Here is a 25,772-nt window from a genome sequence, read left to right on the forward strand (position 1 = left end):
GGTCCTAGTCCACTTTTTCTAAAATGGCCTTATTGATTTTTTTGATGAGCCCGGGCCCTTCATAAATAAATCCGGTGTAAAGCTGCACCAAATCCGCTCCGGCTTTAAATTTATCCAAAGCATCCTCCGCAGAATGGATGCCTCCTACTCCAATAATCGGAAACGCCCTGTTACTTTTTTCGGATAAAAACCGGATTACCTCAGTGCTTCTTTCTGTCAAAGGTTTTCCACTAAGGCCTCCCTTTTCTTCTGACAGGAACAGGTCCGATTCGAGTCCTTTTCGTTCAATTGTGGTATTCGTCGCAATTACCCCGTCAATTTGGGTATCTTTTACAATTTCGATAATGTCCAATAGTTGATCATCGGTCAGGTCGGGAGCTATTTTGAGCAATATGGGCTTTTCTTTCTTCTTTGGGACTTTTGCCAGTTTGGCATTTTGGCTTTTTAATTTTTTCAAGAGTTTTGTCAATGGACCTTTATCCTGAAGCTCACGAAGTCCTGGCGTATTCGGTGAACTTACGTTGACCACAAAATAGTCCACGTGGTCAAAAAGGGCCTCAAAACATATCATATAATCCTTAATGGCAGCCTCGTTCGGGGTTACCTTGTTCTTTCCGATATTCCCCCCAATGATTACCCTGTGTTTTTTCTTCAATTGTTCCACGGCTTCAAAAACACCCTTGTTATTGAACCCCATTCTGTTGATGATAGCCTTGTCCCGTTTCAACCGAAACAAGCGCTTTTTGGGGTTTCCGGGCTGCGGCTTTGGCGTAACTGTACCAATTTCCACAAAACCAAAACCAAAGTTGGAGAACTCGTTGTAAAGCTTGGCATCCTTGTCAAAACCAGCGGCCAACCCAACGGGATTCTTGAATTTTATCCCAAAAACCTCTCGCTCCAATCTGGCATCCTCCAAAATAAAGATTTTCCTGAAAATACGGCCAAAACCAAGCCTTGATAAAAATCTTATGGCCCAAAAAGAAAAGTGGTGCACAGCTTCAGGATCGAACAAAAAAAGTACTGGGCGAACGAGGATTTTATACATTCAAAAATGAATTTTGGACAAAAATAAAAACTCTTGATACAGTTCTTTACAAATTGTTCAATTTTCGTCAACAGACTTACTAATGTGGATAGGACGCAAGGTCAGTTGATTGCACAGTTTCACATAACGGTCATATTGGGTCTGGTCAAAGCTTTGCAACAGCCTGGTGTCCATCATAAGAACATTTTGTTTCATGCTGTCCATAATGGAGCTGTATTCCTTGGACACGGCCACCAGAACCTCCGGGGAACTTTCTTCGTTCTTTTTCATCAAAAATTTGGCCCTATCCTTTAAAATATCGTTTCTGATTTTAAGTTCTGCGCTCCAGTTCTTTAGACTTTCACGTTGTTCCTCCGTGAGTTCAAAAACCTTGGTAATGGTTTCGTTGTCCCTGCCCCCAACACCCAAAATACAGTCCATTTGGCCAAATCCAAAAAACCCGGATACCAAAAAAAGAAAAACTATTGCTGATTTCAATTGAATTTAATATTGTGGTTAACGGATACCGAAAGATACTTATTAATGCTTTTGATTTATAAAATTACGTTTGAATAAGCATTATTTTTGATGAAAAGACCAACATGGAAAAATTACTGCCCCGATTTTTGGATTATGTGACCACGGACACCCAAAGTGACCCCTATTCCAAAACCACCCCCAGTACGGAAAAGCAATGGGACCTCGCCAAAAAGTTGGTGATGGAACTGCATCAAATTGGAATGCAGGAGGTATCCATTGACGCGAATGCGTACATTATGGCGACCTTGCCCAGCAATATTGAAAAAAGGGTGCCGACTATTGGTTTTGTCTCACATTTTGATACCTCCCCGGATTTCTCGGGCAGAAATGTAAAGCCTCAGATCATTGAAAATTATGATGGGAAGGATATTGTACTGAACAAGTTGAACAACATTGTCCTATCTCCCGATTATTTTGAAGATTTAAAGGCCTACGAGGGACAAACCTTGATCACCACCGATGGTACGACCCTCTTGGGCGCTGATGATAAAGCAGGTATTGCCGAAATTATCACAGCTATGGAATACTTGATTCAACACCCTGAGATCAAACACGGAAAAATTAGGATTGCCTTTACTCCCGATGAAGAAATTGGACGCGGTGCACACAAATTCGATGTGGAAAAATTCGGTGCCGAATGGGCCTACACCATGGATGGCAGCCAGGTGGGCGAACTGGAATATGAAAACTTCAATGCTGCAAAGGCCAAGATTACCGTTACCGGAAAAAGTGTGCATCCCGGATATGCAAAGAATAAAATGGTAAACGCCATTGGGATTGCCAACGACTATTTAACCCATTTGCCCCCGAGCGAAGTACCCGAACACACCACGGGTCGGGAAGGCTTCTTCCATGTACACAAAATCAAGGGGGAAATTGAAAAGGCAGAAATAGAACTAATCATCCGTGATCACGATGCAGTGCATTTTCAGGCAAGAAAAGACCTTTTAAACGACATCAAGGAAAAGCTCAACAAAAAATATGGTGAGTTCATCAGCCTGACCATTGAGGACCAGTATAAGAATATGAGAGAGAAGGTGGAACCGGTCTTTCATATTGTAGAAATAGCGGAGGAAGCGATGAAATCCCTCCAAATTGAACCCATTATAAAACCCATTAGAGGTGGAACAGATGGTTCACAGCTCAGTTTTATGGGACTACCCTGCCCCAATATTTTTGCTGGTGGGCACAATTTTCATGGAAAATACGAGTACGTCCCTTTGGAAAGCATGCAAAAAGCAGTGATGGTTATCGTAAAGATTTGCGAACTTACTGCAAGTCAAATCAGATAACTATGGAAAAATCAGCTAAACTGGAAACGTATTATCAAAAGGAACATCCGTTTAGGGAAGGGATTAACTTTTTGAGGGAAATTGCCCTGAAAACCGAGGCCGAAGAGCATTTTAAATGGAGTATTCCGGTATACACGCTGAACAACAAGAATGTCTTTGGTATTTGCAAGTTCAAAAACCACTTTGGGGTCTGGTTCTTTAACGGTGTATTTTTAAAGGATCCAAAAAAGGTTTTGGAGAATGCACAGGATGGCAAGACCAAGGGGATGCGACATTGGAAGTTCCAGAGCTTGGATGAAGTGGACGAGAAAATAGTACTTGGCTATATGAAGGAGGCACTGGACAACCAGAAAAAAGGATTGGAAATAAAAGCCGAGAAAACCAAAGAGGTAGAGGTTCCTGAATTGCTCCAATCCAAACTTGACAGTGATTCCGTTTTAAAATCCTCCTTTGAAAAATTTACGCCCTACAAACAAAAAGAGTTCTGCGAGTACATTGCCGAGGCCAAACAAGAGAAAACCAAATTGCGTAGGCTGGAAAAAATACTTCCCATGATTCAAGATGGTTTGGGGCTGAATGATGGGTATCGTTAAGAGCAAACATTTCTTCATTACAGAAACAGGTTTTTCTTTTCATTAAAATCTTCAATTACCCGGCACACAAAAGATTGAAACCCGAGCAGTTCCTTCTCCAAATTTCTGGACATCTATTGCTTTTTTCATTTTTTATTCTGATTTTTAGTCAGTTACACACTAACCTCAATTTATGGAAACTCTAAAACCAGAGCATGTCTCTTTTTCCGCTCTAGGAAAATGGACCAGAATCTCACTGATTGTTGTATTTATTATTGGCATATTGATTCGAGTTGTGCAGTACTTGGGAGGTATATCGTATTGGATGGACGAATTGTTCAATGTTGTCAATCTGGAAAACATGTCGATGAGCGAACTCTTAACAACACAGCCCGAGTACAATCAAGTAGTGGCACCGGGTTATTATCTAGTGCAAAAGGGATTATTACTGCTCGTGGGCCAGTCCAGCGAGCTGTTATTGCGTTTGTATCCGGTAATATGCTCCATCATTGCACTGTTCCTGCTTTACAAAATAACCGCCCGATACCTTAAAGGCTTATACTTGGTAATAACAATGACCCTAATTTGTACCGCTCTGGGCTCTTGGTTTTACGGCACCTCGGCAAAGCCCTATGCTGTAGAACTAATGTATATTGTCTTTATAACGCTTTCATTGCTTAGGATACAGGAAGGCCCTTTAAAAAAGTGGCAATATTTGTTGATAGGTTTAATCGGTGGATTTGGAACATTTTCTTCCCTAATCTGCACCGCATTCTTGGCGGGGGCCGTACCCTATCTGTTTTGGACCGCATCCAAGGAAAACAAAAAGCTCAACCTAGTTTTAACAAGCGGCCTTTGGATTTTGGGAGGTGTGCTCACCGTTCTCTACACCTTAATGGCGCTGGACCCCACTGTAAAGGATGCTATGGGAGACACTCATGCCTATGGTTTTCCTCCAAGCAGTATTGCCGAGTTCCCATTGTGGGTTTGGAGCAGCTTTTATGAAGTTATGTTCTACTTTTTGGCAATCACCTTTCCCATACCGTTTATCAACATTATTTCGACCTTGCTTTTGATATTGGGTCTATTGGGAATTTATGCCTTGCTAAAAAAAGACTTAAAACGGGGCGTTTTGTTAGCACTTTTTATTGCCATGAATTTTTCGTTGGCACTATTTTACATTCTTCCGTTGACCTCTAGGTACGGACCAGCCACCTTCTGGGTGTTTATTATTTTCGCCATGTACGGACTGGCCTTTCTAAGGGAAAAAGTCCCTTTTATAAAAAAATGGCTGGTCTACAGTATTGCCATTATTCTGGCTTTGCCAAGTTTTTTGATGGCAACGTTGGGTCTGCTCGGCCTTCCTAACGATTTTGACCCTACCGAAAAGCTTTTGGTAGAAATTAAAAAGGAACTTCAACCGGAACAACAAATTTTAGTGCATCCAAGGGCTTATCTACAAATGGACTATTATGCTCCGAAAAATGGTTTTGATGATTACTACATTATGCACTCAGAAACCACCCCGGAAGAATTGACTGCCAAGCTGGACAACATGAATCTTGATGAAGCGTGGTTTGTGGTCACCAACATTTTGGAATACCCTTCCAAACTCACCGTGGAATCTTTTATGGAGGTATTTGACCAACAGGCTGAAGAAGTAAAGCGAATTGCCTTGACAGAGGATACTTTTGCTGTTTTGTATGATTTTAAATAAAGTCCATTGATTGGCAACCCCTGACCTCCCTATTGTAATCCAAAACATTCGTGAAACGATATTTAACTATTCATTCACAGCTATTTACAGTCAAAATGCATTCTTTTGTTTTATGACTAAATTTTCACTGACCCTTATTTTTATTGGCTGTCTTTTGTTTTCTGTCAAAAGTAAAGCCCAAGAAAACTACCTGAACTACCATTCCAAAGTACTTGAATGTGAACAGCTAATTGCTGAAGGAAAATACACTTCTGCAATTGATACATTTGATTCTCTATTTAAACAGTTTGATTTCTCGTTTCTTAGAGACATCAAAGTTGCAACTGAACTCAGTGCATATCAAAATGATCATCAATCAGGATTACAGTTCACGAGACTGGGAATCAAAGCTGGTTGGACACTGAAGAGCATCAAAAAAAATGACAATTTACAGTCATTAAAAGAATCTTCGGAATGGTCAAAGCTTTTATCCGAATATGATTCACTCCATAAAACCTATATAACAGGGCTAAACTTGCCACTAAAGGAACAAGTTCATGAAATGTTCAAAAAGGACCAGAAAAAAGCACTTGGGGCATTGTTCAGAATTGGACAAAAAGCCAAACGGAGATATTCTGAAAAAAAATTTGCCCCTCATAGCGAGCAGCAGTTAGAACAACTGGAGCAAATTTTAAAAAATTATGGTTATCCAGGTGAACGACTTATAGGGAATAATTTATGGGGCTCCGTGATTTTAAGTCATCATAATTCAATATCCGTAAATTACAATTCGAAAGACACCATCTACGCTTATTTAAGGCCAAAATTATTAAATGCACTGAAACAGGGTGAAATATCACCGTATGAATTAGCCCAAATAGAAGATTGGCGAACTGCAGCTTTAAATAATCATGAATCAACATCCTATGGATTTCTTGGAGTCATTCCGAATGATGCAGCTTTGGAAACAACAAATAACAATAGAAATGTTATCGGATTACGGAGTATTTCCCTTAGGAATGATTTAATCGATGTTGAAAATAAAACTGGAATGAACCTACACCTACCCAAAGGGTGGCAGCATGGAAAAATAACAGTTGCCACAGACGCTGAACGGTAAGTCGAGCTCCGTCAGTCACTTTTAATTTTCACCAAAAACCTACCTATCCCATCTTCGGGAACTTCCATCCATTATGGTATTGCTTGGATATTAGAGCATCAGCTTCCGAATGGTTAAACTTATGGTTTTCCGCATCCCAGAACAGACGTTCGCCCGTTTTGTAGGCAATATTCCCCATATGGCTCACCACCGCGGCATCATAACCGATTTTAATAGGTGCCTTCAAAATGGTCTTATCTCGCGTTTTTATCGCCTCTATAAAGTTTTGTGTATGCAATCCCAAGCCTTGTCCAACGCCTTTTTGCAGAGGAACCGCTTCAATTTTAGGTCCTAAATCTTGACTCCAATGTGGCCGATCGTGTTCCGGGATTACCTCCCAACCACCACGATCGAGAACCAAAGTCCCATTATTGCCAATAAAGGCAACCCCGTGGTTTCGTCCGTAATTGCCGCCGTCAATTCCAGTGGCATGTTCCCAAAGAAGGGAAAAGTCTCCAAAATCGTAAACAGTCTGCAACGTATCAGGAGTTTCGGCCGCATCGTTGGGGTAGGCAAACTTACCGCCCATGGCCATCACAGATTTGGGCGTAGACGCCTTCATGCCAAAAAGGGCATAATCGATCAAATGTACGCCCCAATCCGTCATTAAACCTCCGGCATAGTCCCAAAACCATCTGAAATTAAAGTGGAACCTGTTTTCATTGAACGGTCGGGTCTCTGCCGGCCCCAACCACATACCGTAATCCACACCAGCAGGAACCGGGCTGTTCGGAACCACGGGCACCGATTGCATCCATCCTTGGTAGGCCCATGCCTTTACCAAACGTATCTGTCCCAACTTGCCGGAATGCACATAGCTTATGGCATCCACAAAATGGGGCTCACTGCGCTGCCATTGCCCTATTTGGACCATTCTATCACTTCCGTTCACCTTGGCAAGCATAGCTTGGCTCTCGGCCACGGAGTTGGCGATAGGTTTTTCACAGTATATATCCTTTCCAGCATCAATGGCATCGGTAAGTTGCAGACAGTGCCAATGGTCCGGTGTTCCTATTATTACGACATCAATATCTTTATCTTCCAACAACTTTCTGTAATCCGAGTACCATTTTGGTTTTTTAATGCCCGCTTTTTCCAAGTCGGCGGTCCGTTCCCTCAACACGTTCTCATCGACATCACAAAGGGCGACCACATCCACTTCGCTGTTCTGTAACATGGAGCTCAAATCGGAAAAACCCATGCCCTTGCAGCCGATAAGACCCACCTGGATTTTATCGTTAGGGCTGATATTGCGCCTAACGGATGCCAATAAGTCCATTGGTAACATTAATGATGCACCGAATCCAGCTGCGTATAGCCCTCCTCGTTTTACAAATTGTCTTCTTGTTCCCATAGGTTTCAAAATTTGGTATAAGATACAAAAAAACGTCCCTCAAAGTTGAACTTCAAGGGACGCCAATTTTTTAATACTATATGATTTTCGCTTACTTCTTTTCCGCAGGAGGAGTGTTCAATTTTTTGCTCATTTCCATGGAGATGGCTGAGCGATCAAACTTTAAACGACCGGCCATGGTTTCGATAATACAAGAAAAATCCTTGTCGTTCAATTCCACTATTTTGCCGTGCAGTCCACTCTTGGTGATGATCTTATCTCCTTTTTTAAGTTCTGAAGCGAATTTTTTCTCATCCTTCTGACGTTTGATCTGTGGGCGTATCATAAAAAAATAGGCCACCACAAAAATCAATATCAGAGGTAAAAACTGTCCTAGGTTTTCCATTGAGGTGTTTTAGTTATTTTACGGGTCCTGCTGGTGTAGCTCCCGGTGCTTGCACAAATGCCTTGATCCTTAAAATTTCGGAACCTTTGGCGGTATTGGCGTTTACAGTGATTGTTTTGGTTACCTGATTTTGACCAGAACCGTTAAACCTTACTACCAATTCTCCAGTTTCACCTGGTGCAATGGGCTCTTTTGGTGGATTTGGAACGGTACAGCCACAGCTACTCTTTGCATCTGTGATGATCAATGGGGCATTTCCCGTGTTGGTAAAACTAAAAGCAAATTCCTGTGGGGTACCTCTTTGAATGGTACCAAAATCGTGCTCCATTTTATCAAAGGTCATTACGGGAACCATTTTGTCCGCTTCATCGCGGCTTACGGCACTTTCCACATTGTCGGCAACTATTTTTTCAGAAGCCTTGTCTTTACATGATACGCTGGTTAGGGCAACCACCATGATCAAACTAAAAATTGTCGTTATTCTTTTCATGATTAAAATTTGTTTTCCCAAAATTAAACAATTATTGTTTATTGTAGGCCCCTACCTATTTTTTGGAGCTTACCGTTTGATTTATACTCTTTGGCCAACTTGTCCAGTACCCCATTTATAAAGATGCTGCTCTTGGGTGTGGAGTACTCTTTTGCCACTTCCAAATACTCGTTCAATGTTACTTTTTCTGGAATGGACGGGAAATTGAGCAGTTCACAAATGGCCATTTTTAAAATGATGGAGTCGATTTCCGCAATCCGATCATTGTCCCAGTTGGGTGTCTTCCCTTCAATTTCCTTTTCCCACTTTGCATCGTTCAGCAAGGTCTTTGTCAATAGATCATTGGCGAAATCCATATCTTCTTGGTCTTTTAGCAGAGCAGGTAAAAAGTATCGGTCTCCGGAATCGGGCTTGGCCTTTTTCAACCGTTTTACGAGATAGGTATTCACAATGGGAAAATCATCCACCCAGGTCAACTTATCGTCTTCAAAATAATCGTAGATTTTTTCATTGGGCGCAATGATCTCCTTGAACAATTGGATGATCACCTTTCGATCGTCCTCATAGCTGTCCTCGCCATTGGACATGTATTCCTTATAAATATCGCTCGTTGCGATTTCTCGGTAAATGATCTTTACGTATTCGTCGTTCAAATACCAATTGTTCAATTTACGTTTGGAAAGTTCGTTCTTCAGTACCTCGTTGTTCACCAATTGCGAGAGCAATCGGTTTTTGATGAATTTTTCGGGATTTGGGTACTTATCCTCTTCGGTGGCCACATACTTTTTGGAAGCGTGGCTCACATGCTTTTCCGCCAAACGGTGCAGCTCGGCCAATAGGCTCAAAATCAACAGGTATAGAACGTACATGTTTTCTATACTCACTCGCAGGAACTTTTCCTGTTTTTGCAAGGAATCGTCCTTGGATTGCACCAATGCATAAATGCATTGCATTACTTTTACTCTAATGTGCCTTCGGGTAAGCATGTTTAAGAACTTTTTAAAGTCATTGTTTGGCTTTCACACCGCAAAAGTAATCTTATATTTGAATCTTACCTACCAAACTTGCTTTCTTATCAGTTTTATAACATTTACTTTGTGCTGTATGGTATATATTTGCGGGATTATCCGCGATAACCGACTTTTAAAAACTGCTACTCCCCTTGTATGAAGGAACTCAAGCACCTCAACAAATATTTTAAAAAATACTGGCTCAAACTGTTTCTTGGGGTTTTGATCACCATTATTGCACGTATTTTTTCCCTCATCATGCCCTCGTATGTGAACAAATCTATACAGGCCGTGGAGGATTTCTCTTCTGATGTGATTTCTCTTTCGGATGCCAAGGGACTTTTGCTCCAATACATTTTGATTATTATCGGGGCCGCCCTTCTTTCTGGACTTTTTACTTTTTTGATGCGCCAGACCATTATCAACGTGTCCCGTTATATTGAATACGACCTTAAAAATGAAGTATTTGACCATTACCAGCTCCTCAGTCTTAATTTTTATAAAAAGAACAGGATCGGGGATTTGATGAACCGAATCAGTGAGGACATCAACCAAGTTCGGCTTTATGGTGGACCGGCCATTATGTACGGCATACAAACGCTGACTCTTTTTGCTTGTTTGATTCCACTCATGTTCATTAAAGCGCCTACTTTGGCCGCCTATACGTTACTGCCCCTACCAATCTTATCGGTTTTGATCTATCAGATCAGTAAAATCATCCATAACAGAAGTACCAAGGTCCAAGAATTTTTATCCACCCTCTCCACCTTTACCCAAGAATCCTTTTCGGGGATTTCAGTGATCAAGGCATATAGTATTGAACCACGTATAAATGCGGAACTGAAGGACCTTGCGAAGGAAGGGAAAGATACCAGCATGGCCCTAGCAAAGGTAAATGCCTGGTTTTTTCCATTGATGATATTGTTGATCGGCATCAGTAATATTTTTGTCATTTACATTGGCGGACGCCAATACATCAGCGGGAAAATTGAAACCATCGGGATCATTGCCGAGTTCATACTCTACGTGAACATGCTCACTTGGCCAGTTGCCATTGTGGGTTGGTTGACATCCATCGTACAGCGGGCGGAGGCTTCACAGAAACGTATCAACGAGTTTCTGAAAGAAGAGCCCTCTATTCAAAATTTGGTCAAGGAACCTACCCCGATAAAGGGCGATATTGAGTTCAAAAATGTGACCTTCACTTATGAAGATACCGATATTACGGCATTAAAGAATATATCGTTCAAGGTAGATGCCGGGCAGACGGTTGCCATTTTGGGAAAGACCGGTGCAGGCAAATCGACCATATTGGACCTTGTGGCTCGTTTGTACGACACGACTTCCGGGGAAGTGCTGTTGGATGGCGTACCCGTGCAAAAACTCAATCTGGATAGTTTAAGAAGTTCCATCGGGGCCGTGCCACAGGACGCGTTCCTTTTTTCGGACACCATTGAGAACAATATTCGTTTTGGCAACGAAAATGCTACGCACGAGGATATCGTTAAAGTGGCAAAAAAGGCAGTGGTGCATAAAAATATTGAAGGTTTTGCCAAAAAATACAATACCATTTTAGGAGAACGCGGTATTACTTTGAGCGGTGGACAAAAGCAGCGGGTTTCCATTGCCCGTGCCCTTTTAAAGGACCCAAAAATCTATCTTTTTGATGACTGTCTATCCGCGGTGGATACCGAAACCGAGGAGGAAATCCTCAATAATTTGAAAAAAGTCTCGGAAAGCAAGACCACACTCATTGTGAGCCACAGGGTTTCATCGGCAAAAAATGCGGACAAAATCATTGTACTGGACAACGGCGAGATCATTCAGGAGGGCACCCACGACGAATTGAACAACACGGATGGGTATTATAAAGAACTCTACATCAATCAGCTCTCTGGCAAAGAATCATAAAAAAGTTGCTGAATTAGCTTTTTTTTTACATTTTTGGTGACATAATTCAACAAAGCACCAAATACACTAAACCATATGGGCCAGAAAGATACAATGGATCAGGAAGAGATTTATTCGAAAGTCCTAAGAGCAGGAAGAAGAACCTACTTTTTTGACGTAAGAAGCACAAAGGCCGGGGATTACTACCTTACCATTACAGAGAGCAAAAAATTCACCCACGACGATGGTTCTTTCCATTACAAAAAACACAAAATCTATCTTTATAAAGAAGATTTCAGTGCCTTCCGTGAAATCATGGAAGAAATGATGGACTACATCATCGATGAAAAAGGGAGTGAGGTCATCTCTGAACGCCATCAAAAAGATTTTAAAAAGGAGGAAGAAGATAGCTTTAGTGAAAACGGGACCGCAACGGGCAACTTTACCGATGTGAGCTTCGATGACATTTAAAAGTCGATTCCCTTAAAAAAAATGTAACGGCCCGTATTTCTGCGGGTCGTTTTTTATTTTTACCATAGTCTTAGAACGCTAAAAATTAGATAAACCATGGCAAGGACACCAAGCAATATGCTCCCCTTGGGCACCAAGGCCCCAGATTTTAACCTTTTGGACACCGTTTCGCACAATACCCTTTCCTTGGATGGGTTGAAAGGGGAAAAAGGTACCGTGATCATGTTTATTTGTAACCATTGTCCCTTTGTGATCCACGTAAACCCAATGATTGTAAAATTGGCCAAGGAATATCAGAAAAAGGGAATTGCCTTTGTGGCCATTTCCAGTAACGATGTGGAAAATTATCCGCAGGATGCGCCTCACGTGATGACCGAAAAAGCCAAGGAAGAAGGTTATACTTTCCCCTATTTGTACGACGAGACCCAAGAAGTGGCCAAAGCATACGATGCGGCATGCACACCGGATTTCTACCTTTTTGATGCAGATATGGCCTTGGTATATCGAGGTCAGCTTGACGATTCCCGTCCGGGAAATGGGGTTCCGCTAACGGGACAAGACCTTGAAAGAGCCATTGAGTCCGTCCTGAAAAATGAAAAGGTGAGCGAAAACCAAAAACCAAGTCTTGGTTGCAATATTAAATGGAAAAACAGCTGACCGCATGGAAACCAAAACCTTCCCTTCACCTACACAACTTGCCTTGCAGCCGCTATCCTCTGCCAATATTGACACCTACTTGGAAGTCGGGATAAAATCCTATTGCGAGCACTACCTGCACCTTTGGGAAAACGAGGACCCAACTCCTTACATTTCGCATGGGCTCACCCGTAAAGTCGTGGAACGAGAATTACTGGACCCCAATGCGCTCAACTATTTGGTGCAATGGGAAGGAGAAACTGTTGGAGTTCTAAAATTGGTGAAGAATTGCGGCATTGATGAAATTCCGGATGCGGATGCACTCAAAGCGGAGAAAATATATCTGCTCAAAGCACACTCTGGAAAGGGCATTGGAAAGCAGTTGCTTAAATTCATTGAAGATACGGCAAGGAACGTGAACAAAAAGGTGGTTTGGCTCGACGCCATGCAGAAAGGAAATCCAATCCATTTTTACCAAAAAAACGGCTACCGCATCAAAAGGGCAAGTGAAGTTACCCTCCCCAAAGTGAAACCCTCGGAAAAGGCTATGTGGATACTGACCAAAAAGCTTTAGGTCACCATCCCTCTCGTTTCACCAGATTTTTGATGTGGGCAAAATGATGGTTGCTGTGCCATGCGTAGCGGGCCACATTTTCTTTTAAGGTGGTTTCTTGGTTTCCCTCGGGGTGCACAAATACCCGATTTAAATCTTCGGAGGACAGACCTTTGAGCAAATAAACCAATTTGGCATGTACCGCCTTTAAATGGTCCAGTGACATTTGGATTGGGGCCGTACGGGTATCAAAGAGTTCAGCCCAGGCCTTTTCATCGTATGCCTTTATAACAGGGTTCTGCTCCGTTAGGGACCACTTGAACCGGATATAACTGTTATGATGGCTATCGGCGATATGGTGCACCAATTGGCGCACGGTCCATCCCCCAGGCCTGTAAGGTGTCTCCAACTGTTTTTCAGAAAGTGGGGATACCAAGTCTGTTAAACGTTGGGGCAAATGTTCCAAAACCTCGATCCATTGTCGCAGATCTTCCGGTGCAATGGTATTTGGCGCTTCAAAATGTCCGATGGGATAGCGCAGTTGTTCCAAATCCTTTTTTTCCATGTCATAAATGTAGCAACTTTATAGGAATTTAGGCAAGAAAGACCGCTGGTGAAAACTACAATATTTTAATACACTTTTAACTGATTTTAAACGGTGTACCGAAATAATCTAGTAATTTTGTAGGGTACTGATTTTTTAAACCTAAAAACATAACATATGGCAACTCTAAGATTGGGAGACACCGCACCGGATTTTACCGCGGTAACTTCGGAAGGAACCCTTAATTTTTATGAATACCTTGGCGATAGCTGGGGCATCCTATTCTCTCACCCTGCGGACTTTACCCCGGTATGCACCACCGAATTGGGCACTGCGGCCAAGTTCAAGGACGAGTTTGACAAGAGAAATGTGAAAATGATGGCCTTGAGCGTGGATGGGGCAGCTTCTCACATGGAATGGATCAAGGACATCAACGAAACGCAGAACACAAAAGTCAATTTTCCGATAGTGGCAGATGTGGAAAGAAAGGTATCTGATCTTTACGATATGATCCACCCCAATGCGGACAGTACTTTGACCGTGCGTTCCGTATTTATTATCGATCCGGACAAAAAAATCAAGCTTACTTTGACATATCCTGCCTCTACCGGTCGTAATTTTTATGAATTATTGCGTGTGGTGGACTCTTTGCAATTGACGGCGAACCACAAAGTGGCAACACCGGCCAACTGGAAAAATGGAGAAAAAGTGGTGGTAAGCCCTGCTATACCTACGGAAGAAGCCAAAGGAATTTTTACCAAGGGCGTGGAGGAAATCAAACCATACCTGCGCTTGACCCCCGACCCTACGGCATAATTTTTTTTATTTGAATAAAAAAACTGATTATCAATAAATTAAATGTACCTTTGTTGCTCAATTAATTATTTTCAATTTATATTATGAGTAAAGGAACAGTAAAATTCTTCAATGATTCTAAAGGTTATGGATTTATCACTGAAGATGGTTCAAACACAGATCACTTCGTACACATTTCTGGTTTAATCGATGAAATTAGGGAAGGTGACGTTGTAGAATTCGAACTACAACAAGGTAAAAAAGGATTAAACGCCGTCAATGTACAAGTTGCGGATTAAGTTATAACATACTTTTTTATAGTAAGGCCCGGGCAAAAGCCCGGGCTTTTTTTTTGCTCCCTGTACGCAACCCTTTCGGATTTTTCTTATCTAACACATAGAACACAGTTTCCCCATAACCATTAAAACCTTATAAATGAACACCTTTTTTGGAGTACTGTCCTTTCTGTTGATCGTTAATGCCTTGTTATTGGTTTGGAGCGTAAATGGTTCCAATAAATAAATTTAAAAAAGGTTTTTGGGCAATAGGTAGGGTTTTTCACCGTTGGGTTGTTACCTAATAAACACGATAAGCCATGACTACTTTTTTTAGTGTAATGATTACCTTATTGGCCTTAAACGTTTGCTTGCTTTTGCTGAGCGTAAATAGGGCAAAATAAAAAAGCTCCCGTGTCGGGAGCTTTTTTATTGATAATGCTTCTTGTTATTTTACCTTCATCAATTCTACATCAAAGATCAGCGTAGCGTTGGGTGGAATCACTCCTCCCGCTCCCGTGCTTCCGTATGCCAAGTGGGAAGGAATCACAAAACGTGCCTTGTCCCCTACCTGTAAGAGGGCTATACCTTCGTCCCAACCAGGAATCACTTGTCCGATGCCCAGCGCAAAATCAATGGGCTGGTTTCTTTTATAAGAAGAATCAAAGACCTGTCCGTTGGCCAGTGCCCCTTCATAGTGAACGGAGACTGTTTTGCCTTTTTCGGCCTTGGTCCCATTTCCTTTTTGGATAATCTTATAGCGCAGTCCACTATCCGTTTTCTCAAAACCGGCTGCCAATTTTTCCATTTCCTCTTCTGCCCTGGCCTTTTCTTGGGCGATTCTTTTTTCACGTTCTCCTTCGAACATCCTAAAAGCTTCTATCGCGTTCCATTTTTTGGCCTCTTCACCTACCCTTACGATTTCCAAGGTTTCTATGGTGTCCCCTTGTGCAATGGCATCTACTACATCCTGTCCTTCCGCTACCTTGCCGAATACGGTATGTTTATTGTCCAACCAAGGTGTGGCCACATGCGTAATAAAGAACTGGCTTCCGTTGGTACCAGGTCCGGCATTTGCCATGGAAAGTACACCAGGGCCATCGTGCACTAGGTCGGGGTGAAACTCGTCATCGAACTTATAGCCCGGGTCCCCTGTTCCGGTTCCGGTGGGGCATCCTCCCTGGATCATAAAATCGGCAATCACCCTATGGAACTTCAAGCCATCATAGTATGGCTTTCCTTGGGGCTTTACACTATTTTCCATATTACCTTCGGCCAATGCAACAAAGTTGCCGACCGTTCCCGGTGTTTTGTCGTGGGTAAGTTTCACCAATATTTCTCCCTTGGAAGTATTGAACTTTGCGTAGATTCCTTCTTGCATTGTATTTTATAATAGATTGTTAGTAACTGCTTTCTCTGCTTTTTCGAGGCTGCAAAGATATGGGTTTATGGCTAAGCGTAAAAGAGGAAACCATAACGGCTATGGAAAAGGTGGCCCTGATTTAAAATTTGGCACAAAGCGGTGTGGTGCCACTTTATCGTTGACAGTTCAATCAATTGAAGGATTGCCTTAATCCATTTGGAACTGATACCGGCTCCAACAATATTGAATATTTGGACAAATTGATTTAGATGGACTGGGAATCTACATTTGATTCCCAATTTTGAAAAAAAAGAAAAAAAAATAGGTAGTTAAATAACTTCATTTATATTTGTAGTCAAATAGCTTCATAATGAAATTGAGAAGAGACATATTTCAGGCCATATCCGACCCCACGAGGCGGGCCATATTGGTGATGCTCACTTCGCAAGCCATGACGGCCGGCGCAATTGCCGAAAACTTTGATGCGGCCAGACCCACGATTTCAAAACATATCCAGATTCTGAACGAGTGCGACCTCGTCCGCGCCAATCAACAAGGCAGGGAAATCTACTACGAGCTGAAGATTGAAAAAATGAAAGAGGTCGATGTATGGTTAGAGCAGTTCAGAAAGCTATGGGAAGACCGTTTTGACCAATTGGACAATCTATTATCAACACTTAAAAACACAAAAAATGAAAAGTAATCCACTGTTCAACTTTAGTGTGAACAAAGAAACGTGTACCGTTAACATAACACGCGAATTCAATGCACCCCAAACCTTGGTCTGGGATGCCTTTACAAAAGAGGATATCCTGGACCAATGGTGGGCTCCAAAACCATGGAAATCAAGAACAAAGCAAATGAATTTTGAAGAAGGAGGCAGACGCTTGTACGCTATGGTAAGTCCCGAAGGAGAAGAGCACTGGGGCATACAGAATTTCACCTCGATCTCGCCGAAGGATAATTTTAAGTTTACGGGCGGCTTTACCGACGAGGAAGGAAACCTTAACGAGCAAATGCCATCTGCCAAATGGAATTTGGATTTTGTGGAAACCGATGGGGTAACGACCGTCAAAATCTCCATAAAGCACGAAAAACTTGAAGACCTTGAAATGCAGATTCAAATGGGATTCAAAGAAGGATTTACGATGACATTGAACTATTTATCAGAATTATTGGAGTCATAAAAAAAGAAGTCCTTAACCGTAAATAATATCCAAAAAAATTAAATGGGCAACGGCAGTTTGATCGCGACCGGGCCCATTTTACATTGAATTATGCTATCTTGTATGCGTAAGAGCCACGGCTTCAAATTCGCCGCCACTCTTATATAAATCCATTGCCTACAATCAAAAATATAAAATGAAAATAAGCGAGATAGATAAAGTTGAACTGCTGTACCTTCAGATAGAGGACTATTTAGAGATCAAGGATGTGATGCAATCGGCCTATGCCTCAATGCCCGAAGCCTATTGGAAAGAAAGTCACATCAAAACGCTATTGAACAAATTCCCAGAGGGTCAGGTGGTTATAAAAGTAAACGACCAGATAGCTGGTTGCGCACTGTCCATAATAGTTGACTTCGACACTTTTGATGATAACCATACCTACCGGGAAATTACGGCCGATTACACCTTCGAGTCACACCATGAGCACGGTGACGTTCTGTATGGGATAGATGTATTCATAAAACCGGAGTTCCGGGGGCTAAGGCTTGGTAGGCGGCTTTACGACTACAGGAAAGAACTTTGCGAAAAAATGAATCTAAGAAGCATTGTTTTTGGAGGACGGATTCCCAATTACCATAAGTATTCCGATAAGCTCAGCCCAAAGGAATACATCGAAAAAGTAAGGCACAAAGAAATCAATGACCCCGTACTTAACTTTCAAATGTCCAACGATTTTCACCCGACCCGTATCCTCAAAGGCTATTTGGAAGGCGATAAATTTTCGGAAGAGTTTGCCGTGCTCTTGGAATGGGACAATATTTATTACGAAAAACCCGTGAAAAAAGCGGCCACCAAAAAGAAAGTGGTAAGGCTGGGCCTGATACAATGGCAAATGAGACCCTACGAGGACATCCATTCTTTGTTACAACAGGCCGAATACTTTATCGATGCCGTTTCCGGATATCGTTCCGATTTTGCACTTTTCCCCGAATTCTTTAATGCGCCCCTAATGGCCAAGAACAACCATTTGGGCGAGGCCGATGCCATAAGGGAACTAGCGAAACATACCGAGGAACTGGTCCAGAAATTTTCCAATTTCTCTATTTCGTACAACATCAATATTGTGGCAGGAAGTATGCCGGAAGTCATAGATGGAAAACTCTACAACGTAGGCTATCTCTGTAAACGTGATGGGACCATAGAGCGGTACGAAAAATTGCACGTAACCCCCGACGAAGCAAAAGTATGGGGGCTACAAGGCGGAAATCAACTCAAAGTATTCGATACCGACTGCGGTAAAATAGGAATATTGATTTGTTACGATTCAGAATTTCCCGAATTGAGCAGGTTACTGGCCGATCAGGGAATGGACATCCTTTTTGTCCCGTTTTTGACCGATACTCAGAATGGATATTCAAGGGTGAGAAATTGCGCCCAGGCCCGGGCCATAGAAAACGAATGCTATGTTGCCATTGCCGGTAGTGTGGGAAATTTGCCCAATGTGCACAACATGGACATACAGTATGCGCAATCCATGGTTTTTACGCCTTGCGATTTTGCCTTCCCTACCAATGGGATAAAGGCAGAGGCCACCCCAAATGCAGAGATGATATTGATTGCCGACCTGGACATCGATTTACTAAGGGAGCTACATCAGTTTGGTAGTGTCAGAAACCTTAAGGATAGGAGAAAAGACTTGTTTGAACTAAAAAAAAGGTAGCCACTCCTATTCAGGACAGGTAAGTATCCTCCCGCAACAAAGCTTTTTGCCAATTACCATGAAAAGAAGGAAATTTATAAAAAGAGCATCCTTGGCAACGGTCGGAATTGGATTTTTGACCGGTTTGTACACTTGGCAAATTGAACCCTTTTGGTTGGAGTTTGTAAAAAAGAAAATGCCGATCGCCAATTTACCGGATAAGCTTGTGGGCAAAACATTGATGCAAATTAGTGACATCCATGTTGGAAATCGATTTGATTACAGTTACATCATAGATTCATTTAAAAAAGCCCAAAAATTTGACCCCGACTACGTGGTCTATACCGGTGATTATGTGAGCTATGAAAATGAAAAGCAGTTTGACCAATTGGAAGAAGTACTAAAACACATAGTAAGGGGCAAAATTGGAACCGTAGGAATACTTGGAAACCACGACTACGGAGAAGATTGGGCGGAACAAGAGGTAGCCGATAGGATTTCTGACCAGTTGACAAATGCCGGGGTACAAGTGCTGAACAACGCCCAAACCGAAATCGACGGGCTAAACATTATTGGGCTGGACGATTACTGGGCTCTGAACTTTGCCCCCGAAAAAGTAATGCAGGCGTATGATAGAAACAAGGCCAACTTAATTCTTTGCCACAACCCTGATGTTTGCGACCTAAATGTCTGGAATGGATATACCGGTTGGATATTATCGGGCCATACCCATGGTGGACAATGCAAACCACCTTTCCTGAAAGCACCTATGCTACCCGTTAAAAACAAGAGATACGCGCAAGGAGAAATAGACTTGAAGGACGGAAGGACCTTGTACATCAATAGAGCTGTGGGACATTTGTGGCAGGTAAGGTTCAATGTAAGACCAGAAATTACGGTCTTTCAACTTGAAAGAGCTTAGAAACAATCGGAAAGAAACCAGCAATCTCAAAACAACTAAAAAAAATTCCCATGAGCGAGCCCAAAACTTCTGGATATTCCGGGACCCCTTTGGCCAAAAAACTTGGTATAAAAAGCGGGTTCAAAGTGAAAATCATTAATGAACCCAAAGGGTATTATACCTTGTTTTCAGATTTTCCGGATGACCTTATCCATCTATCCATTAGTACGTCCAAAAAAGATTTCATCCATTATTTCACCAAAAGTACTTCCGAACTGAACAGTGACATCCCTCTTTTAAAACAAGAAATGGAGCAAAATGGAACAATTTGGGTTTCGTGGCCCAAGAAAACGGCCAAGGTAGAAACGGACCTCAATGGAAACATTGTTCGTGAAACGGGTTTGAAAAACGGCCTTGTGGACATTAAAGTTTGTGCCGTGGACGAAACATGGTCAGGACTTAAATTCGTAATTCCTGTCAAAGACAGAAAATAAAGACCATTGAACAGACCAAAGAACACATACTCTATCAAAATTCCAAAGCTCGGGACCACCTTGACGCTGAACCTCCTCTTTTTTTTAACTGCCACGTGGTCGGGGGTTGGTCAAAAAACGATTCTATGGAGCGTTACGGATACCATAAACCATAAAGAATCCATTCTACTTGGCACATTCCATCAATTTGGAAACTCTTTTGTGGATTCCATCCCGGAAATAAAGAACGCCTTGGTCCAGTCAGAACTCGCCATTTTTGAATCCATTGAAGATGCCGACCACACCAGAAAGATCATTGCCAAAAGAGAACGCTCCCTGGAAATTGAAAAAGCATTGAGGAAACGTGATCTTAAAAAATTAAAGCGAATCAGCGCCGATTGGAAAGTTGACCTGTATCGACTGAAACCTATAGAACTGAGGTGGAAACTACAACAGGTATTTCAGGAAATTGTTTGTAGTACCGTACAACCAACGGATACGTGGGACCATCTAGACAATTATCTGGTTCATCTTGCCAAAGAGAACAATATAGCATTGATGGGGCTGGAAAGCGATAGTCTTCAATTGGATTTTATCGAAAAAGAGTTTGATTCCCCAACCTGGAAAAAAGAACGGAAGACGATACGGTTATGGATCGACAAGCTGATCACAGAATCCATAGAGGAAGGTGATTGCGAACTTGCCGAGAAATATCGAAGATTTGACCTTGACTATCAATTGGACGAAGATTGCCCCAATGACATATTGATCAAGGAAAGAAATAAAGAATGGCTAAAAACAATACCTGATCTGGTGAAGGAGAAGGATTGCTTTATCGCAGTCGGGTATCGTCACCTGATGTATCAATGTGGCTTAATCGAACGCCTCAGGGCAAACGGTTTGGTCGTTGAGCCCATAGACCTCTCCCATCATCTGGACAACTAACAAGTTGTTATTTTTTTGGTCTTAAAACATAGGCTTAACCACAAGCTTGACGTATATTTATCCCTGTTGTGCAGGCCCCTTTTTTTTAATACAACAATACATCACGGATGAAAGCTACCATTACTTACATTGAACTGAGAGGGCCGTTCAAATTTTTTGCACTTTCTGCACAAGCCCTAAAAATTTTAAAGCAATTAAGGACCACCAATTGCAAAGAATTTAAAAAGAAAGGCGTCTGGACCAAACATTACACCATGACGCTGTGGAACTCCGAGGAAGAACTCAAAGAATTTGCCAAAACCGGGGCACATTTGGAGGCCATGAGAAATAGCGGAAAAATCGCCAAGGAAATCCGTACCATAACAATAGATGCCACCGCGCTCCCCAACTGGGAAGAGGCAAAAAAACTCTTGGAAAGCGCTTCTGTAATCAGGTTTTGATGTCCATAAATTTTATTCCGCTTGCACCGATGCTATGATACCTTTTCAATGCACCTAGGTATGATTAGATCGGCTTTTGTTATCCTAAGGTTTTAAGCCAGCATTCCTTCAAACCATCGATCAAAATAAATGCAAGGCATGTCAGGCAGCTAGATAATTCATGTAAGTTGATAGGCTTCCCCGCACAACATTCTAAATTTTATGTTAAATAGCGTATTGCCCATAAAAATTGGGAGTTTACCCCTATTTGCTTTCCATAAAATTTGCTGATATTTAGCGTTTTTAACTCTCATGAATGGGCAAAAGAAAGCAGCAGGCCAAAGTTTTACGCATATTTAGAAAAGTACACCGAACTACCGGAGCACTATTGTTTATATTCTTCTTTTTCATATCTATTTCAGGCCTGCTTTTGGGCTGGAAAAAGAACTCCAACGGATACATCATCCCAAAAACACAAAAAGGGACCACTGCAGACCTAAAACAATGGCTGCCCGTGGATAGTCTACATACCATTGCATGCACCACCTTGCACAGCGAAGTATCCCCCAATCTTTCCTTGGAAATAGACCGGATCGATATGAGAAAGGAAAAAGGGTCCGTTAAGTTTGTGTTCGTAGATTCCTTTTATGAAATACAATTGGATGGGGCCACAGGGAAAGTACTTTCCATTGGTAAACGAAGATCGGACTTTTTGGAAAACGTGCACGATGGTTCCATAATAGATGATTATTTAGGTACCGATGGCTACGTAAAACTGTTTTATACTTCCGTGATGGGTATTTCGCTCCTCATTTTTACCATTACAGGTTTTTGGTTGTGGTATGGTCCCAAACGCATGAGAAAAGCGAACAAAGTCTAAGGTTTGTCCAAAAAAAACCGCCCAAACCCTGTTGGGCATGGACGGTTTCATAGTATTTTTATTAGATCATCCCTTTATTTTTTTCGTGGGAATAGTGCCGTACTTATCTATTAAATAGACCAAACTGGCCATGGTAGCGGCACCCAGTTCAAGTTCTCGCTTGTTCACATGCTCAAACGTATCGTTTTCGGCATGGTGATGATCAAAATAGCGTTGCGAATCGGGCCTTAATCCCGCTAAGACCATTCCTTCCTCCTTTAAGGGATCTATATCGGCTCCACTGCCACCCTCGTGGAAAAGATGTATCAGATAGGGTTCAAATAAATCGCTCCAGCCCTGGATTTGTTTTATATTTTCATCAGAAGCATCAATGGAAAAACCTCTTGGCGTAAATCCGCCGGAATCACTCTCCAAGGCGAATACATGTTGCTCGTTTTTGCTCTTGGCCACTTCCGCATATTTGTTGCCACCGCGCAACCCGTTTTCCTCGTTCATAAACAGTACTACGCGCAACGTTCGTTTGGGCCTGTAACCAGTTTCCTTTAAAAGACGCAATACATCCATGCTCTGAACGCACCCTGCACCATCATCATGGGAACCATCACCCAGATCCCAAGAATCCAAGTGCCCCCCAACGACCATGATTTCATTGGGGTACGTGCTTCCGGTTATTTCCCCAATTACATTATAGGACTCCACATCGTCCAACTGCTTACAGTTCTGTTTGAAATAAAACTTGGCATCGGGATTTAATTTAAGGGTGGCGCTCAACAATTCGGCACCATTGGTGCTTATGGCCGCTGCGGGTATCCGTTGATTTACCGGGATATCCCCGTATCCCATGGAACCGGTATGCGGGTAATCGTCCAAACGAAGGTTCATGGAACGCACTACCACTCCCAAAGCTCCATATTTTGATGCCTCGGCAGCTCCCGAATATCGCTGGTCCACACAGCCGGAGTAGGCAGAAAAGGTATTGATCAATGTGGGCTCCATGGGGCGGTTGTAGAAAACTATCTTGCCCTCTATCTTATCCCTGCCCAGCTTTTCAAGGTCCTCAATTCCTTTTACTTCTACCACATTGGCCTTTAATCCGCCAACAGGAGTGGACACGGAACCTCCCAGCGCACAAATGGGCACGTTGGTGGTCAATCCCGGCTTTGTCTCAAAATAAGCAAATTCGGGCACTCCCCTGACCCATTTGGGCACCATTACGGGCTGTAGCCAAACTTTGTCCAATCCAATGGAATCCAATTGCGCCTTGGTATATTCTACTGCTTCTTGCGCCTGCACGGAACCGGAAAGGCGTCCTCCGATCTGATTGGACAGATAATTCAGCCAATCGTATGCCTTGCCATTGGTAAGGGCTTCATCGTAAATCGCTTTAATTTGTTTTTCGTCCTCGGTCTGAGAAAAAAATGGGGTACTGACCAGCAAAAAGGCCGAAAGTAGGACTGTTTTCATGTGGTTTCTTTTTCCAGTTCTTGTTTAAAGGTTTCTAAATTAGCCTTTATTTCATCGTCTAACTCAGGTTCCTCTATATCTTTGTACTTTTTTAACGCTTCCATCATGATGGATGCCACGATTACCCTTGCCGCTTTTTTGTTGTCCGCAGGTATTACAAACCACGGAGCATGTTCTTTGGAAGTTTTGTTCAGGGCTTCCTCATAACAGGCTTCATACTTGTCCCATAGTTTGCGTTCTTCCAGATCTCCAGGGGAAAACTTCCAGTTTTTTTGCTTCAATCGAATTCTCCGCAACAATCGTTGACGTTGTTCTTCTTTGGAAAGGTGAAGGAAAAATTTAAATATTATCGTTCCGTTATCGGCTATATGCTTTTCAAAATCATTGATCTGCTGATATCTTTTTTCCCAGAAACCTTCATCGATATCCTCCACCGAATCCACTTTTGGGATATTCTCGGCCATAATGTACTCGGGATGGACCTTTGTGACCAAGACATTCTCGTAATGGGTCCTATTGAACACTGAAAATTTTCCCCTTTCGGGCAGCGCAATGTAATGCCTCCAAAGGTAATCGTGTTTTTTTTCCAAAGTGGAAGGCACCTTAAAACTGTGCACTACCACTCCCCTTACATTAAAATCCTTGAAAACTTCTCTGATAAGGCTATCCTTGCCCGCGGTGTCCATACCCTGCAAACATACCAGAACACCGTACTTGCCGTGGGCATACAATGTGTCCTGGAATTCGCCCAACGCTTTGCGTATCTGCTTTAGTTCCTTTTTGAGCTTTTTTTTGGACTCGCCCAAATCTTCGTTAGTGGAATGTTCCGATAATTGTATGTGGTCCAAGACCTGATAATCTTCTTTTTTGATTTCTTTCATAGGATTGAATATACTTCTTTTTGATAACTCCTTCAACCTGTTTTTCAAAGTGTTGTTCATCGATACTTTGACCGCTCATAGCGTAAGATGGTTAGTTAATCGAATTATTTATACCTCAAAACGTTGAAAATGTAATTTTAAGGAAATCAATGGCGCAACCTCCCAAATCTTAAAGCGTTATGAACAATAGAAAGATCATCCTACCTATGGTCGTGGTTATAGGCTCATTTGGCCTATGGTTAACGGCTTCATTTTCAAATCCTTTGAACGCTTGTCAGTATGCAAGCTCCAATCTGGAATACATCAAAAGTAAAATTCAAGACGCTGTTTTGTCCGAAGACCTGAACATGGCAAAATACCATGCCTACAAAGCCCTGAACGGCATTGAAAAGACCCGGAACAACTTTCTGGATTGTGGTTGCGAAGGGGCGATTGAAAGTTTGGAAAATGCGCTCTCCCATTTAAAGTCTGCAACTAAATCCGTGAATTTGCAAAAATCAAAGATTTCCTTGCACAAGGCAATGGAGAGTGCAATAATAGGAATCAATGTACTTGAAGAGTTCGACAAGCAGACTTTCAGTGATTATGGCAGCAATGTTTTGGTGATGAATACCAAAGATGTCCTGGATTTTCAGGATGGGACGTTGCTGACACAGGGTTCCGCTGTAAAGAAACAAGTACACAAATGCCTATTGGGGTTTGAATCTTCTTTGGAGAAAGTAGTTTCCGATGTGGATTGCATGGACGCCCAACGATTTATCACCAATATATATGAAGAATCCCGTTTGACCCTTTTGAACACCAAACTTTCCCAACATAAAAAGGAATATCACCAACGGGTTAAAACCTTGGCCGAGGAAGCTCTTGAAAAACTGGGGAGTTGTAACTAGCG

Annotated in this window: 29 protein-coding genes; 19 read left to right on the forward strand and 10 right to left on the reverse strand. The window is 42.2% G+C overall.

Annotated features, from left to right (window positions below; translation table 11 throughout):
* Positions 1-4 precede the first annotated feature (4 nt).
* Entirely contained in the window at positions 5-1,045 is a 1,041-nt protein-coding gene (locus SD449_RS14200) for a quinone-dependent dihydroorotate dehydrogenase (RefSeq protein WP_318311479.1), read from the reverse strand.
* Positions 1,046-1,102: 57 nt separating this feature from the next.
* Positions 1,103-1,522 (reverse strand): hypothetical protein, encoded by a 420-nt coding sequence (locus tag SD449_RS14205; RefSeq protein ID WP_318311480.1) that lies wholly within the window; start codon positions 1,520-1,522, stop codon positions 1,103-1,105.
* 104 nt (positions 1,523-1,626) lie between these two features.
* Here SD449_RS14205 and pepT point away from each other — a divergent pair, with 104 nt between their 5' ends.
* From pepT to SD449_RS14225, 4 genes are all read left to right on the forward strand, one after another.
* Positions 1,627-2,856 (forward strand): peptidase T, encoded by a 1,230-nt coding sequence (pepT, locus tag SD449_RS14210; RefSeq protein ID WP_318311481.1) that lies wholly within the window; start codon positions 1,627-1,629, stop codon positions 2,854-2,856.
* A 2-nt stretch (positions 2,857-2,858) separates the two neighbouring features.
* Positions 2,859-3,449, forward strand: coding sequence for a YdeI/OmpD-associated family protein (locus tag SD449_RS14215; RefSeq protein WP_318311483.1), 591 nt, complete (start codon positions 2,859-2,861; stop codon positions 3,447-3,449).
* 172 nt (positions 3,450-3,621) lie between these two features.
* Positions 3,622-5,145 carry a glycosyltransferase family 39 protein gene (locus SD449_RS14220; RefSeq protein WP_318311484.1) on the forward strand — a complete coding sequence of 508 codons (1,524 nt, stop codon included), beginning with the start codon at positions 3,622-3,624 and terminating at the stop codon, positions 5,143-5,145.
* A gap of 10 nt (positions 5,146-5,155) precedes the next feature.
* On the forward strand, positions 5,156-6,244 hold the full coding sequence (locus SD449_RS14225; RefSeq protein ID WP_207032459.1) for a hypothetical protein: 1,089 nt from the start codon (positions 5,156-5,158) through the stop codon (positions 6,242-6,244).
* Between the two features lie 43 nt (positions 6,245-6,287).
* Here SD449_RS14225 and SD449_RS14230 read toward each other — a convergent pair whose 3' ends face one another.
* The 4 genes from SD449_RS14230 to nusB all read right to left on the reverse strand — a co-directional run bounded on the left by SD449_RS14230 (position 6,288) and on the right by nusB (position 9,498).
* Positions 6,288-7,637, reverse strand: coding sequence for a Gfo/Idh/MocA family protein (locus tag SD449_RS14230; protein ID WP_318311486.1), 1,350 nt, complete (start codon positions 7,635-7,637; stop codon positions 6,288-6,290).
* 91 nt (positions 7,638-7,728) lie between these two features.
* Entirely contained in the window at positions 7,729-8,022 is a 294-nt protein-coding gene (gene yajC / locus SD449_RS14235; protein ID WP_318311488.1) for a preprotein translocase subunit YajC, read from the reverse strand.
* Between the two features lie 13 nt (positions 8,023-8,035).
* A complete protein-coding gene (locus tag SD449_RS14240; protein WP_318311489.1) occupies positions 8,036-8,512 on the reverse strand; it encodes a DUF1573 domain-containing protein in 477 nt (158 codons plus the stop codon).
* A gap of 38 nt (positions 8,513-8,550) precedes the next feature.
* Positions 8,551-9,498, reverse strand: coding sequence for a transcription antitermination factor NusB (gene nusB, locus SD449_RS14245; protein ID WP_318311490.1), 948 nt, complete (start codon positions 9,496-9,498; stop codon positions 8,551-8,553).
* A gap of 180 nt (positions 9,499-9,678) precedes the next feature.
* Between nusB and SD449_RS14250 the strand changes: the two genes are divergently transcribed.
* From SD449_RS14250 to SD449_RS14265, 4 genes are all read left to right on the forward strand, one after another.
* Positions 9,679-11,433, forward strand: coding sequence for an ABC transporter ATP-binding protein (locus SD449_RS14250; RefSeq protein WP_318311491.1), 1,755 nt, complete (start codon positions 9,679-9,681; stop codon positions 11,431-11,433).
* A 75-nt stretch (positions 11,434-11,508) separates the two neighbouring features.
* On the forward strand, positions 11,509-11,883 hold the full coding sequence (locus SD449_RS14255) for a PUR family DNA/RNA-binding protein (RefSeq protein ID WP_318311493.1): 375 nt from the start codon (positions 11,509-11,511) through the stop codon (positions 11,881-11,883).
* Positions 11,884-11,979: 96 nt separating this feature from the next.
* Positions 11,980-12,540: a thioredoxin family protein gene (locus SD449_RS14260; protein WP_318311495.1), complete on the forward strand. Its 561-nt coding sequence runs from the start codon at positions 11,980-11,982 to the stop codon at positions 12,538-12,540.
* A gap of 4 nt (positions 12,541-12,544) precedes the next feature.
* Positions 12,545-13,093 carry a GNAT family N-acetyltransferase gene (locus tag SD449_RS14265; RefSeq protein ID WP_318311497.1) on the forward strand — a complete coding sequence of 183 codons (549 nt, stop codon included), beginning with the start codon at positions 12,545-12,547 and terminating at the stop codon, positions 13,091-13,093.
* Position 13,094: 1 nt separating this feature from the next.
* Here SD449_RS14265 and SD449_RS14270 read toward each other — a convergent pair whose 3' ends face one another.
* Entirely contained in the window at positions 13,095-13,637 is a 543-nt protein-coding gene (locus SD449_RS14270) for a YfiT family bacillithiol transferase (RefSeq protein ID WP_318311499.1), read from the reverse strand.
* Between the two features lie 156 nt (positions 13,638-13,793).
* Between SD449_RS14270 and SD449_RS14275 the strand changes: the two genes are divergently transcribed.
* Positions 13,794-14,432 carry a peroxiredoxin gene (locus tag SD449_RS14275; RefSeq protein ID WP_318311501.1) on the forward strand — a complete coding sequence of 213 codons (639 nt, stop codon included), beginning with the start codon at positions 13,794-13,796 and terminating at the stop codon, positions 14,430-14,432.
* Positions 14,433-14,515: 83 nt separating this feature from the next.
* On the forward strand, positions 14,516-14,710 hold the full coding sequence (locus SD449_RS14280) for a cold-shock protein (protein ID WP_014034358.1): 195 nt from the start codon (positions 14,516-14,518) through the stop codon (positions 14,708-14,710).
* A 424-nt stretch (positions 14,711-15,134) separates the two neighbouring features.
* On the opposite strand, the gene SD449_RS14285 is transcribed toward SD449_RS14280, so the two are convergent.
* Positions 15,135-16,067: a peptidylprolyl isomerase gene (locus SD449_RS14285; RefSeq protein ID WP_318311505.1), complete on the reverse strand. Its 933-nt coding sequence runs from the start codon at positions 16,065-16,067 to the stop codon at positions 15,135-15,137.
* A 358-nt stretch (positions 16,068-16,425) separates the two neighbouring features.
* Here SD449_RS14285 and SD449_RS14290 point away from each other — a divergent pair, with 358 nt between their 5' ends.
* The 8 genes from SD449_RS14290 (at position 16,426) to SD449_RS14325 (ending at position 22,535) form a co-directional block, all read left to right on the forward strand.
* A complete protein-coding gene (locus SD449_RS14290; protein WP_318312107.1) occupies positions 16,426-16,752 on the forward strand; it encodes a metalloregulator ArsR/SmtB family transcription factor in 327 nt (108 codons plus the stop codon).
* Positions 16,742-17,236, forward strand: a complete 495-nt coding sequence (locus tag SD449_RS14295) for an SRPBCC family protein (protein ID WP_318311506.1) — start codon at positions 16,742-16,744, stop codon at positions 17,234-17,236. The genes SD449_RS14290 and SD449_RS14295 overlap by 11 nt, the downstream gene beginning before the upstream one ends.
* 175 nt (positions 17,237-17,411) lie before the next feature.
* Entirely contained in the window at positions 17,412-18,938 is a 1,527-nt protein-coding gene (locus SD449_RS14300; RefSeq protein WP_318311507.1) for a carbon-nitrogen hydrolase family protein, read from the forward strand.
* Between the two features lie 58 nt (positions 18,939-18,996).
* On the forward strand, positions 18,997-19,839 hold the full coding sequence (locus tag SD449_RS14305) for a metallophosphoesterase (RefSeq protein ID WP_318311508.1): 843 nt from the start codon (positions 18,997-18,999) through the stop codon (positions 19,837-19,839).
* 50 nt (positions 19,840-19,889) lie between these two features.
* Positions 19,890-20,312, forward strand: a complete 423-nt coding sequence (locus SD449_RS14310) for a DUF3052 domain-containing protein (protein WP_318311510.1) — start codon at positions 19,890-19,892, stop codon at positions 20,310-20,312.
* Between the two features lie 6 nt (positions 20,313-20,318).
* A complete protein-coding gene (locus SD449_RS14315) occupies positions 20,319-21,236 on the forward strand; it encodes a TraB/GumN family protein (RefSeq protein WP_318311511.1) in 918 nt (305 codons plus the stop codon).
* A gap of 107 nt (positions 21,237-21,343) precedes the next feature.
* The gene (locus SD449_RS14320; RefSeq protein WP_318311512.1) at positions 21,344-21,676 is read left to right on the forward strand and encodes a DUF3291 domain-containing protein; all 333 of its coding nucleotides are present in this window, start codon (positions 21,344-21,346) and stop codon (positions 21,674-21,676) included.
* 295 nt (positions 21,677-21,971) lie between these two features.
* The gene (locus SD449_RS14325) at positions 21,972-22,535 is read left to right on the forward strand and encodes a PepSY domain-containing protein (protein WP_318311514.1); all 564 of its coding nucleotides are present in this window, start codon (positions 21,972-21,974) and stop codon (positions 22,533-22,535) included.
* A gap of 66 nt (positions 22,536-22,601) precedes the next feature.
* Here the strand turns inward: SD449_RS14325 and SD449_RS14330 are convergent, their stop codons facing one another.
* Positions 22,602-23,999, reverse strand: coding sequence for a M20/M25/M40 family metallo-hydrolase (locus tag SD449_RS14330; protein WP_318311515.1), 1,398 nt, complete (start codon positions 23,997-23,999; stop codon positions 22,602-22,604).
* Positions 23,996-24,880, reverse strand: a complete 885-nt coding sequence (locus tag SD449_RS14335) for a PPK2 family polyphosphate kinase (protein WP_318311516.1) — start codon at positions 24,878-24,880, stop codon at positions 23,996-23,998. The genes SD449_RS14330 and SD449_RS14335 overlap by 4 nt, the downstream gene beginning before the upstream one ends.
* Before the next feature lie 179 nt (positions 24,881-25,059).
* On the opposite strand from SD449_RS14335, the gene SD449_RS14340 reads away from it, so the two are divergent.
* Positions 25,060-25,770, forward strand: coding sequence for a hypothetical protein (locus SD449_RS14340; protein WP_318311518.1), 711 nt, complete (start codon positions 25,060-25,062; stop codon positions 25,768-25,770).
* The last annotated feature ends 2 nt before the right edge of the window (positions 25,771-25,772 follow it).

Origin of the sequence: Flagellimonas crocea (assembly GCF_033441595.1) — a bacterium.
GTDB lineage: Bacteria > Bacteroidota > Bacteroidia > Flavobacteriales > Flavobacteriaceae > Flagellimonas > Flagellimonas crocea.

Coding starts and splice junctions, on each gene's coding strand:
- SD449_RS14200 (WP_318311479.1), bottom strand. CDS start 1,045: ATGTATAAAATCCTCGTTCGCCCAGTACTTTTTTTGTTCGATCCTGAA.
- pepT (WP_318311481.1), top strand. CDS start 1,627: ATGGAAAAATTACTGCCCCGATTTTTGGATTATGTGACCACGGACACC.
- SD449_RS14215 (WP_318311483.1), top strand. CDS start 2,859: ATGGAAAAATCAGCTAAACTGGAAACGTATTATCAAAAGGAACATCCG.
- SD449_RS14220 (WP_318311484.1), top strand. CDS start 3,622: ATGGAAACTCTAAAACCAGAGCATGTCTCTTTTTCCGCTCTAGGAAAA.
- SD449_RS14230 (WP_318311486.1), bottom strand. CDS start 7,637: ATGGGAACAAGAAGACAATTTGTAAAACGAGGAGGGCTATACGCAGCT.
- yajC (WP_318311488.1), bottom strand. CDS start 8,022: ATGGAAAACCTAGGACAGTTTTTACCTCTGATATTGATTTTTGTGGTG.
- SD449_RS14240 (WP_318311489.1), bottom strand. CDS start 8,512: ATGAAAAGAATAACGACAATTTTTAGTTTGATCATGGTGGTTGCCCTA.
- nusB (WP_318311490.1), bottom strand. CDS start 9,498: ATGCTTACCCGAAGGCACATTAGAGTAAAAGTAATGCAATGCATTTAT.
- SD449_RS14250 (WP_318311491.1), top strand. CDS start 9,679: ATGAAGGAACTCAAGCACCTCAACAAATATTTTAAAAAATACTGGCTC.
- SD449_RS14255 (WP_318311493.1), top strand. CDS start 11,509: ATGGGCCAGAAAGATACAATGGATCAGGAAGAGATTTATTCGAAAGTC.
- SD449_RS14260 (WP_318311495.1), top strand. CDS start 11,980: ATGGCAAGGACACCAAGCAATATGCTCCCCTTGGGCACCAAGGCCCCA.
- SD449_RS14265 (WP_318311497.1), top strand. CDS start 12,545: ATGGAAACCAAAACCTTCCCTTCACCTACACAACTTGCCTTGCAGCCG.
- SD449_RS14270 (WP_318311499.1), bottom strand. CDS start 13,637: ATGGAAAAAAAGGATTTGGAACAACTGCGCTATCCCATCGGACATTTT.
- SD449_RS14275 (WP_318311501.1), top strand. CDS start 13,794: ATGGCAACTCTAAGATTGGGAGACACCGCACCGGATTTTACCGCGGTA.
- SD449_RS14280 (WP_014034358.1), top strand. CDS start 14,516: ATGAGTAAAGGAACAGTAAAATTCTTCAATGATTCTAAAGGTTATGGA.
- SD449_RS14285 (WP_318311505.1), bottom strand. CDS start 16,067: ATGCAAGAAGGAATCTACGCAAAGTTCAATACTTCCAAGGGAGAAATA.
- SD449_RS14295 (WP_318311506.1), top strand. CDS start 16,742: ATGAAAAGTAATCCACTGTTCAACTTTAGTGTGAACAAAGAAACGTGT.
- SD449_RS14300 (WP_318311507.1), top strand. CDS start 17,412: ATGAAAATAAGCGAGATAGATAAAGTTGAACTGCTGTACCTTCAGATA.
- SD449_RS14305 (WP_318311508.1), top strand. CDS start 18,997: ATGAAAAGAAGGAAATTTATAAAAAGAGCATCCTTGGCAACGGTCGGA.
- SD449_RS14310 (WP_318311510.1), top strand. CDS start 19,890: ATGAGCGAGCCCAAAACTTCTGGATATTCCGGGACCCCTTTGGCCAAA.
- SD449_RS14320 (WP_318311512.1), top strand. CDS start 21,344: ATGAAAGCTACCATTACTTACATTGAACTGAGAGGGCCGTTCAAATTT.
- SD449_RS14325 (WP_318311514.1), top strand. CDS start 21,972: ATGGGCAAAAGAAAGCAGCAGGCCAAAGTTTTACGCATATTTAGAAAA.
- SD449_RS14330 (WP_318311515.1), bottom strand. CDS start 23,999: ATGAAAACAGTCCTACTTTCGGCCTTTTTGCTGGTCAGTACCCCATTT.
- SD449_RS14335 (WP_318311516.1), bottom strand. CDS start 24,880: ATGAAAGAAATCAAAAAAGAAGATTATCAGGTCTTGGACCACATACAA.
- SD449_RS14340 (WP_318311518.1), top strand. CDS start 25,060: ATGAACAATAGAAAGATCATCCTACCTATGGTCGTGGTTATAGGCTCA.